Raw genomic sequence first — 14,462 nt, 5'->3', positions numbered from 1 at the left:
TGTGGGAGCGGTGTGTGGCTCAGGATCGGGGCAGGCGGATGACGGCGGTGAGACCGCCGCCGGGGGTTTCTTCCAGGCTCAACTGCCCGCCCAACCGTTCTGCCGCTTCGCGAGCAATGGTCATGCCCAGGCCGACGCCGCCCGAGTTGCGGTTACGCGAACCCTCCAGCCGAAAGAACGGCTCGAACACCGCTTCCCGTTTGTCCGCCTCAATGCCGGGGCCATGGTCGATGACGCGGATCACCAGTTGCTCACGGTTATCTTCGAGGGTGAGCCGCGCGTGCCCGGCATAGCGCAGGGCGTTGTCCAGCAGATTATTGATGCACGAGCGCAAAGCCATCGGCTGCACTTGCAGCGGCCCGCAGTGGCCGCTGGCCTGGACGTCGGCCCCTTGGTCCTGGGCGTTTTCGCTCAACGATTCCACCAGCGCCTGCACGTCCATCCATTGCCCGGCTTCGCTGGTGCGCTGTTCGTGCAAATAGGTGAGGGTGGCATCGAGCATGCTGATCATGTCGTCCAGATCCTGGCGCATCTGACCTTGCAGCTTGTCGTCCTCGATCTGCTCCAGCCGCAGTTTGAGTCGAGAGAGCGGCGTGCGCAGGTCGTGGGACACCGCGCCGAGCATCCGCGAGCGCTGCTGCACCTGTTCGATAATGCGTTTCTGCATCAAATTGAAGGTGTAGGCCGCTTGCCGGGCTTCCCGTGGGCCGGACTCATCCAGTGGCGCGCTATCGAGGTTTTCGCTCAAGCGTTCGGCGGCGTCGCTCAGCCGCTGGATCGGCCGGCTGAGCAGTTTGGCGCCGTACCATGCAGCGATGATCAGCGAGACAAACTGGAACGTCAGCGGCACCAAGGGGCCGCCAAACCACGGCCGTGGAGGCCGGTTTTCGAAACGCGGGTCCATCGGCGGGCGCTGTCCGTCCATGCCTTCGGAAAACGCCGGCGGCGGTGGAGGCGGGGGAGGGCCGTAATGGTGAAACCAGGCAAACGCCAAAAGGTGCGCCAGGATGATCGCCAGCAGCAGCACGCCAAACAGGCGGCCGAACAGCGTATCGAAGCGCGCCCGCATCAGCCGATGTCTCTTGCGTCGAACAGATAACCCTCACCGCGAACGGTCTTGATCAACTGCGGGGCTTTCGGGTCATCGCCGAGCTTCTGGCGCAGGCGCGAGACCAGCAGGTCGATGCTGCGATCAAACGCTTCGATCGAACGACCACGGGCAGCGTCCAGCAGTTGTTCACGGCTGAGCACCCGGCGCGGACGTTCGATGAACACCCACAGCAGGCGGAATTCGGCGTTGGACAGCGGCACAACAAGGCCATCGGCAGCGATCAATTGCCGTAGTACGCTGTTCAGGCGCCAGTTGTCGAAGCGAATATTCGCACGCTGTTCGGTGCGATCGTCGCGCACTCGACGCAGAATGGTTTGAATCCGCGCCACCAGTTCCCGTGGTTCGAAGGGCTTGGCCATGTAGTCGTCGGCGCCCAGTTCCAGGCCGATGATCCGGTCGGTGGGTTCACAGCGTGCGGTGAGCATCAGGATCGGAATGTCCGATTCGGCGCGCAGCCAGCGGCACAGGGACAACCCGTCTTCACCGGGCAGCATCAGGTCGAGCACCACCACGTCGAAATGCTCCGCTTGCAATGCCACGCGCATGGCAGCGCCATCGGTGACGCCGCTGGCGTGAATGTTGAACCGGGCCAGGTAGTCGATCATCAGTTCGCGGATCGGGATGTCATCGTCGACGATCAGGGCGCGAATGCTCCAGCGTTTGTCGTCAGCGGGTGCTTTTTGATCGTCGTTCAGAGATGCTGGGGTGCTGTGCATGCGTGCGTTCATCTGCCAGGTAGGCTGCCAACCACAAAGATGGGCTGCGAGGTTGTGGTTCCAGCATAGGCGTCCAGCCCGCAGGCTGGAAGTGCTGTAAGGACGTGTTGCGGCTGCCGAGGGTAGTGAGCAAGGATGTTGTGGGCGTGTCGTGTGTGTATCGAACTCGACACAATCGACGCAGGGGCTAGTCTTGCTGGAGTCTTCGGGACGAATTACCGATCATCGGGTCCCGCAGTGGCGCTGGTTCCGCTACAATGCGCGCCGATTTCGTCCTGCCTGAGAGCCCGCACATGTCCGTCTGCCAGACTCCTATCATCGTCGCCCTGGATTTCCCCACCCGTGACGCCGCACTGAAGCTGGCCGACCAGTTGGACCCTAAGCTGTGCCGGGTCAAAGTCGGTAAGGAACTGTTCACCAGCTGCGCCTCGGAAATCGTCGGCACCTTGCGTGACAAGGGTTTCGAAGTGTTCCTGGACCTCAAGTTCCACGACATCCCGAACACCACCGCGATGGCGGTTAAAGCCGCGGCGGAAATGGGCGTGTGGATGGTCAATGTGCACTGCTCCGGCGGTCTGCGCATGATGGCCGCCTGCCGGGAGGTGCTCGATCAGCGTACCGGCCCCAAACCGCTGTTGATCGGCGTGACCGTGCTGACCAGCATGGAACGTGAAGATCTGGCGGGTATCGGCCTGGACATCGAGCCGCAGGAACAGGTGCTGCGTCTGGCGGCACTGGCGGAAAAAGCCGGGATGGACGGTCTGGTGTGCTCGGCCCTGGAAGCCCAGGCCCTGAAATCGGCTCACCCGTCGCTGCAACTGGTGACCCCGGGGATTCGCCCGGCGGGCAGCGCCCAGGACGATCAGCGCCGAATCCTGACCCCGCGTCAGGCGCTGGATGCCGGTTCTGATTACCTGGTGATTGGTCGCCCGATCAGCCAGGCAGCGGATCCGGCCAAAGCGTTGGCGGCAGTTGTGGCCGAACTCGCCTAAACGCCGCTAAACCTGTGGGAGCGAGCTTGCTCGCTATAAGGCCATTACAGTCAACATTGATGTTGAGTGTCAGTCCGCTATCGCGAGCAAGCTCGCTCCCACAGGGTTTGTGTTGTCGTCAGATCAGGGTCAGACCTTCAACACCAACTTCCCGAAATTCTCGCCGCTGAACAACTTCATCAGCGTCTCCGGGAACGTCTCCAGTCCTTCAACAATGTCTTCCTTGCTTTTAAGCTGCCCCTTGGCCATCCAGCCGGCCATTTCCTGCCCGGCGGCGGCGAACTGCGCGGCGTAGTCCATCACCACGAAGCCTTCCATTCGCGCGCGGTTGACCAGCAACGACAGGTAGTTGGCCGGGCCTTTGACCGCTTCTTTGTTGTTGTACTGGCTGATGGCGCCACAAATCACCACTCGCGCTTTCATGGCCAGGCGACCGAGCACCGCATCGAGAATATCGCCGCCGACGTTATCGAAATACACGTCCACACCTTTCGGGCATTCACGCTTCAGGCCGGCATGCACGTCTTCGTTCTTGTAGTCGATGACGCCGTCAAACCCCAGTTCGTCGATCAGGAACTTGCACTTGTCCGCGCCGCCCGCGATGCCGATCACACGGCAGCCTTTGATCTTGGCGATCTGCCCGGCAATGCTGCCCACCGCACCGGCCGCGCCCGACAGCACCACGGTGTCACCTTCCTTCGGTGCGCCGACATCGAGCAGTGCGAAGTAGGCGGTCATCCCGGTCATGCCCAGCGCGGACAGGTAACGGGGCAGCGGTGCCAGTTTCGGATCGACTTTGTAGAAACCTCGTGGCTCGCCGAGGAAATAATCCTGCACGCCCAAGGCACCGTTGACGTAGTCCCCGACCGCAAACCCAGGATTGTTCGAGGCAACGACTTTGCCTACACCCAATGCGCGCATGACTTCGCCGATACCGACCGGCGGAATGTAGGACTTGCCCTCGTTCATCCAGCCACGCATGGCCGGGTCCAGGGACAGGTATTCGTTTTTGACCAGGATCTGACCCGCAGCCGGTTCGCCGACTGGCACTTCTTGATAGGTAAAGGTCTCGCGGGTCGCCGCGCCCACCGGACGTTTGGCGAGCAGGAACTGGCGATTGGTCTGGGTTGTCATGACAGGCACTCAAGATGAATGAAGCTTTGTTGATAGACCTTCATGATCGATGCCGCAAGTTTGGCTGATGCGGCGAATGCACGTCGATCCAGTGCAGTGATAGTCAGTCCCGCCGTTCTATCACTGCCACTCATGGTCACTCAACCGGGCTTCTGATAGTGCTGCCGTGTCACACGCCCCTGTGGCTAGACTGGGAACACGCGATCCCCCGCATTCTTCTCTTTGAGGGCATAACAATGAGCATGACGTTTTCCGGCCAGGTCGCTGTGGTGACCGGCGCTGCCAACGGTATTGGCCGCGCGACCGCCCAGGCATTCGCCGCTGAAGGGTTGAAAGTGGTGGTGGCCGACATGGACACGGCCGGGGGCGAAGGCACTGTGGCACTGATTCGTACAGCAGGCGGCGAAGCGACCTTCGTGCGTTGCAACGTCACGCTGGAAAGCGATGTAAAAAATCTGATGGACGAGGTGGTGAATACCTACGGCCGTCTGGACTACGCCTTCAACAATGCCGGCATCGAGATCGAGAAAGGCAAACTGGCTGAAGGCACCCTTGATGAGTTCGACGCGATCATGGGCGTCAACGTCAAAGGCGTCTGGCTGTGCATGAAATACCAGTTGCCCTTGCTGCTGGCCCAGGGCGGCGGCGCGATCGTCAACACCGCTTCGGTGGCGGGCCTTGGTGCGGCGCCGAAGATGAGCATTTACGCGGCGTCGAAACACGCGGTGATCGGCTTGACCAAGTCGGCGGCCATCGAATACGCCAAGAAAAAGATTCGCGTGAACGCGGTGTGCCCGGCGGTGATAGACACCGACATGTTCCGTCGTGCCTATGAAGCGGACCCGAAGAAGGGCGAGTTCGCCAACGCCATGCACCCGGTCGGCCGCATCGGCAAGGTCGAGGAAATCGCCAGCGCCGTGCTGTATCTGTGCAGCGACGGCGCGGCGTTTACCACCGGTCACTCGCTGGCAGTGGACGGTGGTGTCACTGCGTTCTGACCCATCAAGACCTGCCTCGTAGGAATAAGCCCGCATACGTGCGGGCTTTTTCATGGTGTCGTGAAGGGCGGCGGCCAATGTGTTTCAAATGGTTAGAACCGAGGGTTTTGGCGGCGTTGTCGCACATCCGATCCAGCAGACCTGTGATTAACTGTTTCCCGCAAATGGACAGGAGTTTGCTTGCTCATGGAATTGAGAATCGATCGACAGGCATTGGTGCCAGTCGTACAGCAAATCGTCGACGCGTTGGCCGTCTGGCTCCGTCAGAGCGAGGCGCAGCCAGGGACGCGTTTACCTTCTGCGCGGCACATCGCGCGGGTCAATCTGCTCAGTCAGTCCAGCGTCGTCGAAGCCTGTGAGCGGCTGGTGACTCAAGGTGTGCTGGCGTCGCGTCATGGCGCCGGTTTCATTGTCGCCACGCCAGCGCTGGTCGCCCAGGGGCAACAGGATTGCCTCTGGTTCGAAGGAGCGGAACTGAAACAGGGAGGCTTCTCGGGCGAACTTAAGCTGGGCTGTGGCGGGTTGCCGGAGAGCTGGCGCGAAACTGACGACCTGAGCTACGCGATTCGTCAGGTCAGCCGTACCGACATGGCCGGATTGTTCAACTACAGCACCTCCCGAGGCCTGCCTGCCTTGCGTCTGCAAATTCTCAAACGCCTTGGACGGCTCGGTATCGAAGTGGACGAAAATCGTATTCTGACCACTGCAGGTGCCAGTCAGGGGCTCGACCTGATCGTGCGCACCCTGCTCAAGCCGGGTGATTGCGTGGTGGTGGAAAGTCCGGGGTATCCACTGTTGTTTGAACTGCTCAGGCTGCACCGCGTGACGATGATCGAGGTGCCGCGTACCCCGCGCGGGCCCGACACGGCGCAACTGGAAGCACTCTTGATAAAGCACCGGCCCCGCGCGCTATTCATCAACAGTTTCTACCACAACCCGACGGGCAGCTGCCTGACGCCTGCGGTGGCGCAGCAGGTTTTACAATTGACCAAGACCCATGGCGTGTTGGTGATTGAAGATGACGTCTATGCGGATTTGCACTACGGCCCTGGCACGCGCCTCGCTGCATTGGGGGGCGATGACAACGTGATCTACATCGGCAGCTACTCGAAAACCCTCAGCAGTTCATTGCGGGTCGGCTTTGTCGTGGCCAGTGAAGGGGTCATATCGCGATTGGCCGAGGTCAAGATGATCAGCAGCATGGGCGCCTCAAGGTTCTGCGAGTCGGTGCTGACTTGCCTGTTGACCAGCGGCGCGTACCGCAAACTGGTGCAGCGTCAGCGCCAGCGTTTGAACACGGACAGAGAGGCGGCCTTGCAAGTGCTCGAAGACGCCGAGTGGGAGGTTTTCGGCAAGCCGGCTGGCGGCCTGTTCATCTGGGCGCGATCGGGGATGTGCGACTACGCTCAGGTGCGCAAGCAGGCCCGGCGTTTCGGTGTGCTGCTGTCTTCTGCTACAGCCTTCAGTCCTGACGGCCAGGCGAATGATTGGCAGCGCATCAACGTTGCTTATGCCTGTGATCCTCGTGCCCGGGCATTTTTTCAGGCAACCGCTGCGAATCGACCTAAAACGTTCTGAAAACGACGTGGGCGTAGCTTTTTGCCATTATTCCGACGCCAGAGACTTGTGCTGGCCCATGCCCATTGCGAATCTGCGTCAACAGACTATGTCAGGGGACTAAGTGCAATGATTTCGGCCGTGCAAGGACGTTTTGCCAACCTCGGTATGGCAAAAAAAATGGGTGTCGGGTTTGTCTTGGTGCTGCTGCTGACGGCCCTGGTGGCAGCCATCGGCGTTTGGTCCCTGCAAACCATCAGTCATCGCTTCGACGGGCTCAAGCAGATGTCGTCGCTCAACAGCGGTTTGCTCAAGGTGCGACTGCTTGAGCAGGAGTACGCCTTGCACGGCAACCCGAAAACCGTCGATGCCCTGCACCAGGGCGTGGATGGCCTGATCGCCTTGGCGACGCAGCTCAAGGCTGCGTCACCGGCCAACGTGCCAGTGATGAATGACGTCGAGCAATCCCTGGGGGCTTATCGCAAGGCGTTCGACGAGTTCGTCTCATTAAGTCAGGCCAAGGACCTGTCCCTGGAAATGGCCAGTTGGTCGGTCTCCAGCGTGGCCAATAACCTGGACGTCCTGCAAGCAGGGCTTGCCGACGATGGCGCCTATACCTTGAAGGAGTCCGAAGGCAAGGACGGAGGGCAGTTCATCGAGCAAGCCAATCAGGTCAGCCAGGTGTCGCGGTTGATGCTGCAGGCCATGAACGAAGCACGTGTACGTCTGGACCAGAGCCGCAAGGGGGACGACAGCGTAGGCCAGGGCAAGATCGAGCAGGCCGATCAGGCGCAGGTTCAGGCCGAGCAGTTGAAAACCACAGTCAAGGATGAGGGCTATCAGACTGTCCTCAATGAAGTGGCGGGTCACATCACCAGTTTCAGCGAGAAACTGACCGAGTACACCGATCTCCTGGCCCAGGAAAAAACCGTCTATGAGCAACTGCACCAGCGTGCTGCCCAAGTGGTGGAACGGGTCGATCAGGCGTATGTCGCCGAGGACCAGTCGATGCAGGCCGAATTGAAGAAGAACTCGATGCTGATCATCGGCTCTTCGGCTCTGGCGTTGCTGGTCGGGTTGATCGCGGCGTGGGTCATAACCCGATTGATCGTGGCGCCGCTGCGCAGTGTGATTCGTGTCGCACAACAGATCGCCGCGGGTGATTTGAGTGCGACGGTTGAAGTGACGCGCCGTGACGAGATCGGCCAGTTGATGCAGGCCATGCAACAGATGGGTGCGGGGCTGAGCACCATCGTCAGCGGTTTGCAGGCCGGTATCGAGCAGTTGGCGAGTTCGGCGCAATCGTTGTCGGCGGTGACTGAGCAGACCAACCTGGAGGTCAGCAGCCAGAAGGAAGAAACCGAGCAGGTCGCCACGGCGATGAATCAGATGACGGCGACGGTGCACGATGTGGCGCGTAACGCGGAGGAAGCCGCTCAGGCTGCGCAAACGGCGGACGGTAAGGTGGAAAGTGGCCAGCAGGTAGTGCGTCAGAGCATGGCGCGGATCGAACAGCTGGCGGACTCGGCGACGTCGGCCAGTTCGAGCATCGAAAGCCTGAGTGCGGAAATCCAGAACATCGGCACGGTACTCAGTGTGATCAAGAGTGTCGCCGAGCAAACCAACCTGTTGGCGCTCAATGCGGCGATCGAGGCGGCACGGGCCGGCGAGCAGGGCAGGGGATTCGCGGTCGTGGCGGATGAGGTTCGGGCGTTGGCCAAGCGCACACAGCAATCGACCGAGGAAATTGAGCGTCTGGTGAGCGCCTTGCGTTCGGCGGCGCAGTCGTCGGTGCAGCAGATTCAGAACAGTGGTGAGCTGGTGAAGCTGGCGGTAAGTGACGCGTTGCAGACTGAGAGTGCGCTGGGAAGTATCGCGGCGGCGGTGTCGTTGATTCAGCAGATGAACCAGCAGATTGCGGCGGCAGCCGAGGAGCAGAGTTCGGTGGCCGAGGAGATTAATCGCAGTGTGACGAGTATTCGTGCGAGTGCGGATCAGTCTTCGTTGGCGATGCGTGGGAATGCGGCGTCGAGCATTGAGCTGGCGCAGTTGGGGGTTGAGTTGAAGGGGATGGTCGGGCACTTCAGGCTCTGATCTGTCTCCCTGCGTATGTGCACAGATCTAATGTGGGGGTGAGCCTGCTCGCGATGGCGGCCTGATAGCCGACCTATCTCTTTCAGGTGTACATATCCATTCCTGCGGTAACGGCAGCTGGCGGTTTCGCCCTTACGGCGAGTCCCTTTTGTCAAACGCCACAAAAGGAACCAAAAAGTCTCGCCCCAAGCGTCCGGCCCCTCGCTAAGGCTCGGCGTACCTTCGCTCCGGTATCCATCCGGGGACACTGCCCTCCGGTCTGCTTCGCGACGACCTACATGCAGCGTGTTCGACTGCGTCGAACGGCGCTGCGCGCCACTCCCCGGATGAACACCTCCACTCAGCCTCCCGAAAGGGGCGGGTGGATCAAGATCAAGAGCTGCAGGCGAGCTAACGCTCGGCCTGATGAGTGGTGAAAAGCAAAAGCCGTATGCCGATCTGCTTTTTGTGGGAGTGAGCCTGCTCGTGATGGCGGCCTGACAGCCGACCAATCTCTTGCAGGTGGACACCGAACCCTATGGGAGCTGGCTTGTCGGGTCGCCGCATCGCTGCGATGACGGCCTCACAGCCGACCAGTTTCTTGCAGGTACAAATCATTCCACTGTGGGAGCGAGCCTGCTCGTGATGGCGGCCTGACAGCCGACCAATATCTTTCAGATGGACTGCAAACCTTTTTGAGACTCAACCTATCTTCCCCGGCAGTACTCACCCACCAAACCCGACCCAAAAAAAAGCCACCTCGCGGTGGCTTCTTTGCTTCTTCCGATCAGTCGTAGATCACTTTCTTCTTCCAGTCCGCATCCGCCTCGACGTCTTTGAGGCCTACGTTCAATTGGTTCGCTTCGCTTTCAACCGCCGCGATTTTGTCCATCACCATGGCGTTGGCACGGGCCAGGAGTTTTTCCAGGTATTCGAGCTGTTCGGCATAGACCTGCGGTTCCTGCTGTTTACGCAGGTATTGCACGCCGCGTTCGAAGGCGAGGCGGGCCTGGCCTGGCTGGTTTTGTTGCAGGCATTGTTGGCCGAGGTTGTTGAAGAACTCGATGTGCAGCAGCACCAGAATGTGGCGAACTTCGCGGATCCAGCGCTTGGCTTCGTTGGTCGGCAGGAAGCCGTCCTGTGCGGCACGGGTGATTTGGCCGTGCAGGGCTTCGAGCAGGAAACGCACGTCCTTGGCCTTGGCTTCGGTCTGGATCGGTGCCGGCGGGTTGTTGACCGGGATCGATTCGCCTTGCGCGGCCAGGGCTTCGAGTTCGGTAATCCGGGCCCTCAGGTTGGAACTGGTTTTTTCCAGGTTGAGCAAACGCTTGCAGACATTGAGTTCCAGGCGGGTCAGCAGCAGCTTGAGCCCGGGTGTCATCAGCTGACCGGGGAACGTCTCGGTGATTTCGCCGCAGCGACGCAGGCGGTCGTTGAGTTCAACCTTGGTACGGGCCTTTTCCAGCTTGTTGTTTTCCACCACATGGTTCATGTAGCCAATGGCGATCAATAGTGCGATCCCGGCTACGACTAGCAGGGTGATCATGAGTGGTGTCACCGGTAAGACCTCTTTATAGGGTTCGCGATCGAGTGTAGTGGCTTGGCATTTGGGCGCATAGGACCGCTCGACGAGTTGAATCGGTTCTGGCTATCTTTATATCGGCCGGGGTTCGACTTATATAAATGCTGGCGACTATGGTTCAGATTGCCATCATCTTCGGCGGCGGACTATAACGTCTTGGTCGTTGCCAGAATATAGTCGCCAAAGGTCGGGAGGCGTAAAAGCCTGAATCGCGCCTGAAAGCGGGGCGAAGTCATTGATTTAAATAAATTTATATCTGGGGGTTGACGACCCTTCAATCCATCCATAGAATGCGCGCCACTTACAGCGTAAAGCACACAGCGAAACGCGGTAGGAAGTGAATGTTGTACGTGTGTCCCCTTCGTCTAGTGGCCTAGGACACCGCCCTTTCACGGCGGTAACAGGGGTTCGAGTCCCCTAGGGGACGCCATTTGCGGGAATAGCTCAGTTGGTAGAGCACGACCTTGCCAAGGTCGGGGTCGCGAGTTCGAGTCTCGTTTCCCGCTCCAATTTTAAACAGCGTTGCTTTCGGGCAGGGCTGAGTGAAACCAGAACCGATATCTTCGGATGCGGATTTGGGCACTGAAATACACACCATGTGTTTCAGTTAGCGTGTCCCCTTCGTCTAGTGGCCTAGGACACCGCCCTTTCACGGCGGTAACAGGGGTTCGAGTCCCCTAGGGGACGCCATTTGCGGGAATAGCTCAGTTGGTAGAGCACGACCTTGCCAAGGTCGGGGTCGCGAGTTCGAGTCTCGTTTCCCGCTCCATATTCAACAAAAACGCCGCTCAGCAATGAGCGGCGTTTTTGTTTGTGTGTCATTTATAAAAAAGGACCTTGTTGAGGTCCTTTTTTTGTGGGTATCAAAATCAACGCGTCGGACCCGCCACAACAGCAGGTCCGAAAAAGCGATCAGAGTTTCGGCAACTGCCCGATCCGCCCCATCATTTCCGTCACGATCTGCAGGTCCAGCAGGAACTGGTCGACCGTCTTGAACTCGTTATCGGTGTGGCCGGTGTACTTGACTTCGGGCCTGGCCAGGCCGAATTGCACGCCATTGGGCAGTTCATGGACCGAAGTGGCGCCCGCAGAGGTGCCGTACTTGTGTTCCATGCCCAGGTTTTCGCTGGCCACGGCGAGCAAGGCCTTGACCCAATCACCCTCAGGGTTGCGGTACATCGGCTCGGCGATCGAGTAGTCGAAGGCCACCGCGACGTGGGTCTTCTTGCTCCAGGCATCAAGCTTGTCGGCGATTTCGGTCTTGAGCGTTTCCGGCGACTTGCCCTTCGGCACCCGCAGGTTGACTGCGAGCTTGAAGGCTTTATCGTCCATCCCGACATAGGTCAGCGAAGCGGTCAGCGGTCCCATGAAGGCATCGGAAAAACCGACCCCCAATTTGCCTCCGAGGTAATCCAGGCCCCAGTTGTCGGCAGCGTAGCGGGCGGCGTCGGTAATGTGGTTGTGCTTGAGCGCAACCTTGCCCTCCAGGCTATTGATGAAGCCCAGCATTCTCGACACCGGGTTGACGCCGGATTCGGGCTCGGAGGAGTGGGCGGAAACGCCGGTGACCGTCAATTTGACGTCCTTGCCCTCAACCTTGGCGGTGACGTCGAAGTTGCCGCCATTGCTTTTGGCATAATCGGCGCCGGCCTTCTGCAGGCTGGCGGCCAATTCGGCAGGCTTCTCACTCAAAAGGGTGACGACCGATGTCGACGGGATCTGGTTGGTGGCCATGCCGCCGGTCATCGAGATGATTTCGGCGCCCTTGCCCTCAGCCTTGCGTTTGGCAAAGTTCGCCATCACGGTGCCGTAGCCTTTCTCCGCAATCACTACCGGGTAGCCGCCATCCAGCGCCAGGTTGTAGTTGGGTGTCGGATTGTGTTCGAAGTAATAAGGGATGGCGTCGCCGGTGGTTTCTTCGGTGGTATCGACCAGCAGTTTGAAATTGCGCGCCAGCGGAAGCTTCTCTTCCTTGATGACCTTCATCGCATAAAGCGCTACCACGATACCGTTCTTGTCATCCTCGGTGCCCCGGCCATACATACGGTCGCCGATCAGGGTGACCTTGAACGGATCAAGTTTGGTGCCATCTTTCAGGACCCAATTCTCCGGCGTTACGGGCACCACATCGGCATGTGCATGAATGCCCACGACTTCGTCGCTGCTGCCCTCAAGGGAGATTTCATAGACGCGGTTGTCGATGTTGCGGAAGTTCAGGTTGAACGCCTGGGCCAGGCCCTTGATCTTCTCGGCGATCTTGATGAATTCGGGATTGTCATGCTGGTCAACGCCCTCGACGCGGAAGGTCGGGATGGCCACCAGCTCGCGCAGGGTCTCGGTAGCAGCGCTGCCGTATTTCACCCGTGCGTAGAGCCCAAGCAGGCGATGGATTTCGTTCTGCTGGTCTGGAGTAAGGGTCTTGTTGTCGAGGAAGGCACTGATGGCGGGGGCGAGGTCGGCGGTTTTGCCGAGATCGCTCTTGGCCAGGCCTCCCAGGAATTGCCTGAAATCCGTTACCGATGCGTCACTGAACGTCTTGAGGATCGCCGCACTCTGTTGCGGGGTGATGTTGGCCTGCGCTGTCAGGGTGAACGACGAAAGGCTGGCCAGTATCAGGGTTGACGCAGCCAGGTGCTTGAGTGAGAAATTCATTGCTGTGGGCATTCCTTTGCAGGCAGTGGGTGAGAAGTTTCTGATCGATGAGACAGAAACGTTTCCAAGCTAACACTGTAACGGAGTGTTACGGGAGTCCCTGATGTGGGATCTGTCGCACAGTAATGCAAAAGCGGCGCAGAAACGAAAAAGGCCCGTCAGTCAGACTGAGCGGGCCTTTTGCGTGGGCGCAGGTTTTACATCGACAGAATCAAACGCCCGGCGAACAGGATCAGAATCACCCCCATGGTGCGTTCGAACCAATGCCCCATGCGCATGAACAGCAATCGCACCCGGGCGCTGGAAAAGAACAGCGCGACGATCACGAACCACAGCGCGTTCACAAAACACATCCAGGCCCCATAAAGCGCCTGGATCTTCAAGGGTGTCGTGGCGCTGATGAGCGTGGTGAAAATTGCCAGGAAAAACAGCGTCGCCTTGGGGTTGGTCGCGTTGGTCAGAAAACCGGTGGTGAACGCCTTCAGCAGCGTTTGCTGGACGACCGGCTCTTCGGCAATTTTGTCACCCTCAAGCGCGGATTTGGGTTTACTGCGCAGCAGACTGACACCGAGGTACAAAATGTAAGCGCCGCCCACCACCTTGGCCACCGTCAGTAACCAGGGCGTTGTGTGCATCAACGCGCCGACCCCGAGCAGGGTGTAAAGCACGTGCACGGAAATCCCCGCACCGATGCCCAGCGCCGTGCAGATCCCGACCAGCCGGCCGAAACGCACACTTTGGCGGATGGTCACAGCGAAGTCCGGTCCCGGTGCGACCACAGCCAGAAAGTGAATAGTCGCCAGCGCCAGGAACTCGCCCAGGTAATTCGAAAGCATTTCAACTCCAGAAAGTAAGGGGTGAAGCATTGCCGCGATAGCCGACAAAGAACGAAAGGCTCAATCGCGGATCCGCCACGCCCGGTGTCACCGAGTGCATGCAGCGCGAATTGAACATGATGAAATCACCCGGCTCAGGACGAATCTCCAAGGTTGGTGTTCCGAGCAGGGCCGGATCGATGCCGTAGTTGTCGCCACGCATCTCGTCGAATTGATCTGAAGAAATATCGTGGTCCCACATCTGCAAGGCGCCACCCTCAGTGGGCATGTTCAGGTAAACATTGCAGGCGAACTGCGCTTCCAGGCTTCTGGCCTGATAACTGTCGGGGGCATCCTTGGCGAAAATGTCGTGATGGGCCAGGAAGCACACCCCTGGTTTCACCACGCGGGACAGCCCGACATACATCTTGCGGCCGTAGAGATTTTCCAGGTGCGCACCCGCCGGCCAGGACTCATCGAGCATGCAGCGCAGGGTGTCGACCGGGGAAGAATAGGGCGCGCAACGTTTGCGCAACTCCGCGATGTTGCGCGAGGCATGCTCGAAATAATCTTCGATCAGCAGTGGCTGGTTTTCCGCCTCATAAAACGCCATGCCGATGCGACCGATGCTCGGTGCATTGATATAGCCTTCAAAACCCGGGGCGAGGATCTTGTCACCAATCTGAATCGCCAGCGGCTGGGGCAACAGGCCTTTGACGCGGATGGCGAGGACTTCTTCGTTGGCCAGTTTTTTTATGCACGTCTCATCGAGACGCTCGACGTCAAGCATCATGTCTTAGGTCCATCTATCAGATAGTCAACAGAGCCCGCG

11 protein-coding genes, 4 tRNA genes and 1 pseudogene are annotated in these 14,462 nt (G+C 59.3%); 9 read left to right on the top strand and 7 right to left on the bottom strand.

Annotated features, from left to right (window positions below; translation table 11 throughout):
* Positions 1-19: 19 nt before the first annotated feature.
* A complete protein-coding gene (locus tag K0F88_RS26010; protein ID WP_219097135.1) occupies positions 20-1,069 on the bottom strand; it encodes a HAMP domain-containing sensor histidine kinase in 1,050 nt (349 codons plus the stop codon).
* Complete coding sequence (locus K0F88_RS26005) at positions 1,069-1,827, bottom strand: response regulator (RefSeq protein ID WP_219097134.1); 759 nt, start codon at positions 1,825-1,827, stop codon at positions 1,069-1,071. The genes K0F88_RS26010 and K0F88_RS26005 overlap by 1 nt, the downstream gene beginning before the upstream one ends.
* A gap of 293 nt (positions 1,828-2,120) precedes the next feature.
* Here K0F88_RS26005 and pyrF point away from each other — a divergent pair, with 293 nt between their 5' ends.
* Positions 2,121-2,819: an orotidine-5'-phosphate decarboxylase gene (pyrF, locus tag K0F88_RS26000; RefSeq protein ID WP_027924005.1), complete on the top strand. Its 699-nt coding sequence runs from the start codon at positions 2,121-2,123 to the stop codon at positions 2,817-2,819.
* A gap of 129 nt (positions 2,820-2,948) precedes the next feature.
* Here the strand turns inward: pyrF and K0F88_RS25995 are convergent, their stop codons facing one another.
* Positions 2,949-3,953 carry an NADP-dependent oxidoreductase gene (locus tag K0F88_RS25995; protein WP_010457045.1) on the bottom strand — a complete coding sequence of 335 codons (1,005 nt, stop codon included), beginning with the start codon at positions 3,951-3,953 and terminating at the stop codon, positions 2,949-2,951.
* A 236-nt stretch (positions 3,954-4,189) separates the two neighbouring features.
* On the opposite strand from K0F88_RS25995, the gene K0F88_RS25990 reads away from it, so the two are divergent.
* The 4 genes and pseudogenes from K0F88_RS25990 (at position 4,190) to K0F88_RS33060 (ending at position 8,602) form a co-directional block, all read left to right on the top strand.
* On the top strand, positions 4,190-4,951 hold the full coding sequence (locus K0F88_RS25990) for an SDR family oxidoreductase (RefSeq protein ID WP_077749218.1): 762 nt from the start codon (positions 4,190-4,192) through the stop codon (positions 4,949-4,951).
* A gap of 186 nt (positions 4,952-5,137) precedes the next feature.
* Complete coding sequence (locus K0F88_RS25985; protein WP_094471186.1) at positions 5,138-6,529, top strand: PLP-dependent aminotransferase family protein; 1,392 nt, start codon at positions 5,138-5,140, stop codon at positions 6,527-6,529.
* 108 nt (positions 6,530-6,637) lie between these two features.
* Positions 6,638-7,741 (top strand): annotated as a pseudogene (locus K0F88_RS33065) (HAMP domain-containing protein); the annotation flags it as partial.
* A complete protein-coding gene (locus K0F88_RS33060) occupies positions 7,721-8,602 on the top strand; it encodes a methyl-accepting chemotaxis protein (protein WP_370655173.1) in 882 nt (293 codons plus the stop codon). The pseudogene K0F88_RS33065 and the gene K0F88_RS33060, both read left to right, overlap by 21 nt.
* 766 nt (positions 8,603-9,368) lie before the next feature.
* Here the strand turns inward: K0F88_RS33060 and K0F88_RS25975 are convergent.
* The gene (locus K0F88_RS25975) at positions 9,369-10,139 is read right to left on the bottom strand and encodes a hypothetical protein (protein WP_219097131.1); all 771 of its coding nucleotides are present in this window, start codon (positions 10,137-10,139) and stop codon (positions 9,369-9,371) included.
* 378 nt (positions 10,140-10,517) lie between these two features.
* Here K0F88_RS25975 and K0F88_RS25970 point away from each other — a divergent pair.
* From K0F88_RS25970 to K0F88_RS25955, 4 genes are all read left to right on the top strand, one after another.
* Positions 10,518-10,593, top strand: a tRNA-Glu gene (locus tag K0F88_RS25970).
* A 3-nt stretch (positions 10,594-10,596) separates the two neighbouring features.
* A tRNA-Gly gene (locus tag K0F88_RS25965) sits at positions 10,597-10,672 on the top strand.
* A 105-nt stretch (positions 10,673-10,777) separates the two neighbouring features.
* A tRNA-Glu gene (locus K0F88_RS25960) sits at positions 10,778-10,853 on the top strand.
* Between the two features lie 3 nt (positions 10,854-10,856).
* Positions 10,857-10,932 (top strand) — tRNA-Gly (locus K0F88_RS25955).
* A gap of 143 nt (positions 10,933-11,075) precedes the next feature.
* On the opposite strand, the gene K0F88_RS25950 is transcribed toward K0F88_RS25955, so the two are convergent.
* From K0F88_RS25950 to K0F88_RS25940, 3 genes are all read right to left on the bottom strand, one after another.
* Positions 11,076-12,815 (bottom strand): dipeptidase, encoded by a 1,740-nt coding sequence (locus K0F88_RS25950; protein ID WP_219097130.1) that lies wholly within the window; start codon positions 12,813-12,815, stop codon positions 11,076-11,078.
* Positions 12,816-13,012: 197 nt separating this feature from the next.
* Positions 13,013-13,651: a LysE family translocator gene (locus K0F88_RS25945; protein WP_094471190.1), complete on the bottom strand. Its 639-nt coding sequence runs from the start codon at positions 13,649-13,651 to the stop codon at positions 13,013-13,015.
* 1 nt (position 13,652) lies between these two features.
* Entirely contained in the window at positions 13,653-14,423 is a 771-nt protein-coding gene (locus K0F88_RS25940) for a 2OG-Fe(II) oxygenase (protein ID WP_094471191.1), read from the bottom strand.
* Positions 14,424-14,462: the final 39 nt, after the last annotated feature.

It is taken from the genome of Pseudomonas sp. UMAB-40, assembly GCF_900095275.1.
Taxonomy (GTDB): Bacteria; Pseudomonadota; Gammaproteobacteria; order Pseudomonadales; family Pseudomonadaceae; genus Aquipseudomonas; species Aquipseudomonas mandelii_B.
The sequence above is the reverse complement of the archived record's forward strand: the minus strand, read 5'-3'. Positions and strand labels throughout refer to the sequence as shown.

What these genes read in the sequence shown, in the direction of transcription:
- K0F88_RS25950 (WP_219097130.1), bottom strand. Translation starts at nt 12,815, where the DNA reads ATGAATTTCTCACTCAAGCACCTGGCTGCGTCAACCCTGATACTGGCC.
- K0F88_RS26005 (WP_219097134.1), bottom strand. Translation starts at nt 1,827, where the DNA reads ATGCACAGCACCCCAGCATCTCTGAACGACGATCAAAAAGCACCCGCT.
- K0F88_RS25985 (WP_094471186.1), top strand. Translation starts at nt 5,138, where the DNA reads ATGGAATTGAGAATCGATCGACAGGCATTGGTGCCAGTCGTACAGCAA.
- K0F88_RS25995 (WP_010457045.1), bottom strand. Translation starts at nt 3,953, where the DNA reads ATGACAACCCAGACCAATCGCCAGTTCCTGCTCGCCAAACGTCCGGTG.
- K0F88_RS25990 (WP_077749218.1), top strand. Translation starts at nt 4,190, where the DNA reads ATGAGCATGACGTTTTCCGGCCAGGTCGCTGTGGTGACCGGCGCTGCC.
- K0F88_RS33060 (WP_370655173.1), top strand. Translation starts at nt 7,721, where the DNA reads ATGCAGGCCATGCAACAGATGGGTGCGGGGCTGAGCACCATCGTCAGC.
- pyrF (WP_027924005.1), top strand. Translation starts at nt 2,121, where the DNA reads ATGTCCGTCTGCCAGACTCCTATCATCGTCGCCCTGGATTTCCCCACC.
- K0F88_RS26010 (WP_219097135.1), bottom strand. Translation starts at nt 1,069, where the DNA reads ATGCGGGCGCGCTTCGATACGCTGTTCGGCCGCCTGTTTGGCGTGCTG.
- K0F88_RS25945 (WP_094471190.1), bottom strand. Translation starts at nt 13,651, where the DNA reads ATGCTTTCGAATTACCTGGGCGAGTTCCTGGCGCTGGCGACTATTCAC.
- K0F88_RS25940 (WP_094471191.1), bottom strand. Translation starts at nt 14,423, where the DNA reads ATGATGCTTGACGTCGAGCGTCTCGATGAGACGTGCATAAAAAAACTG.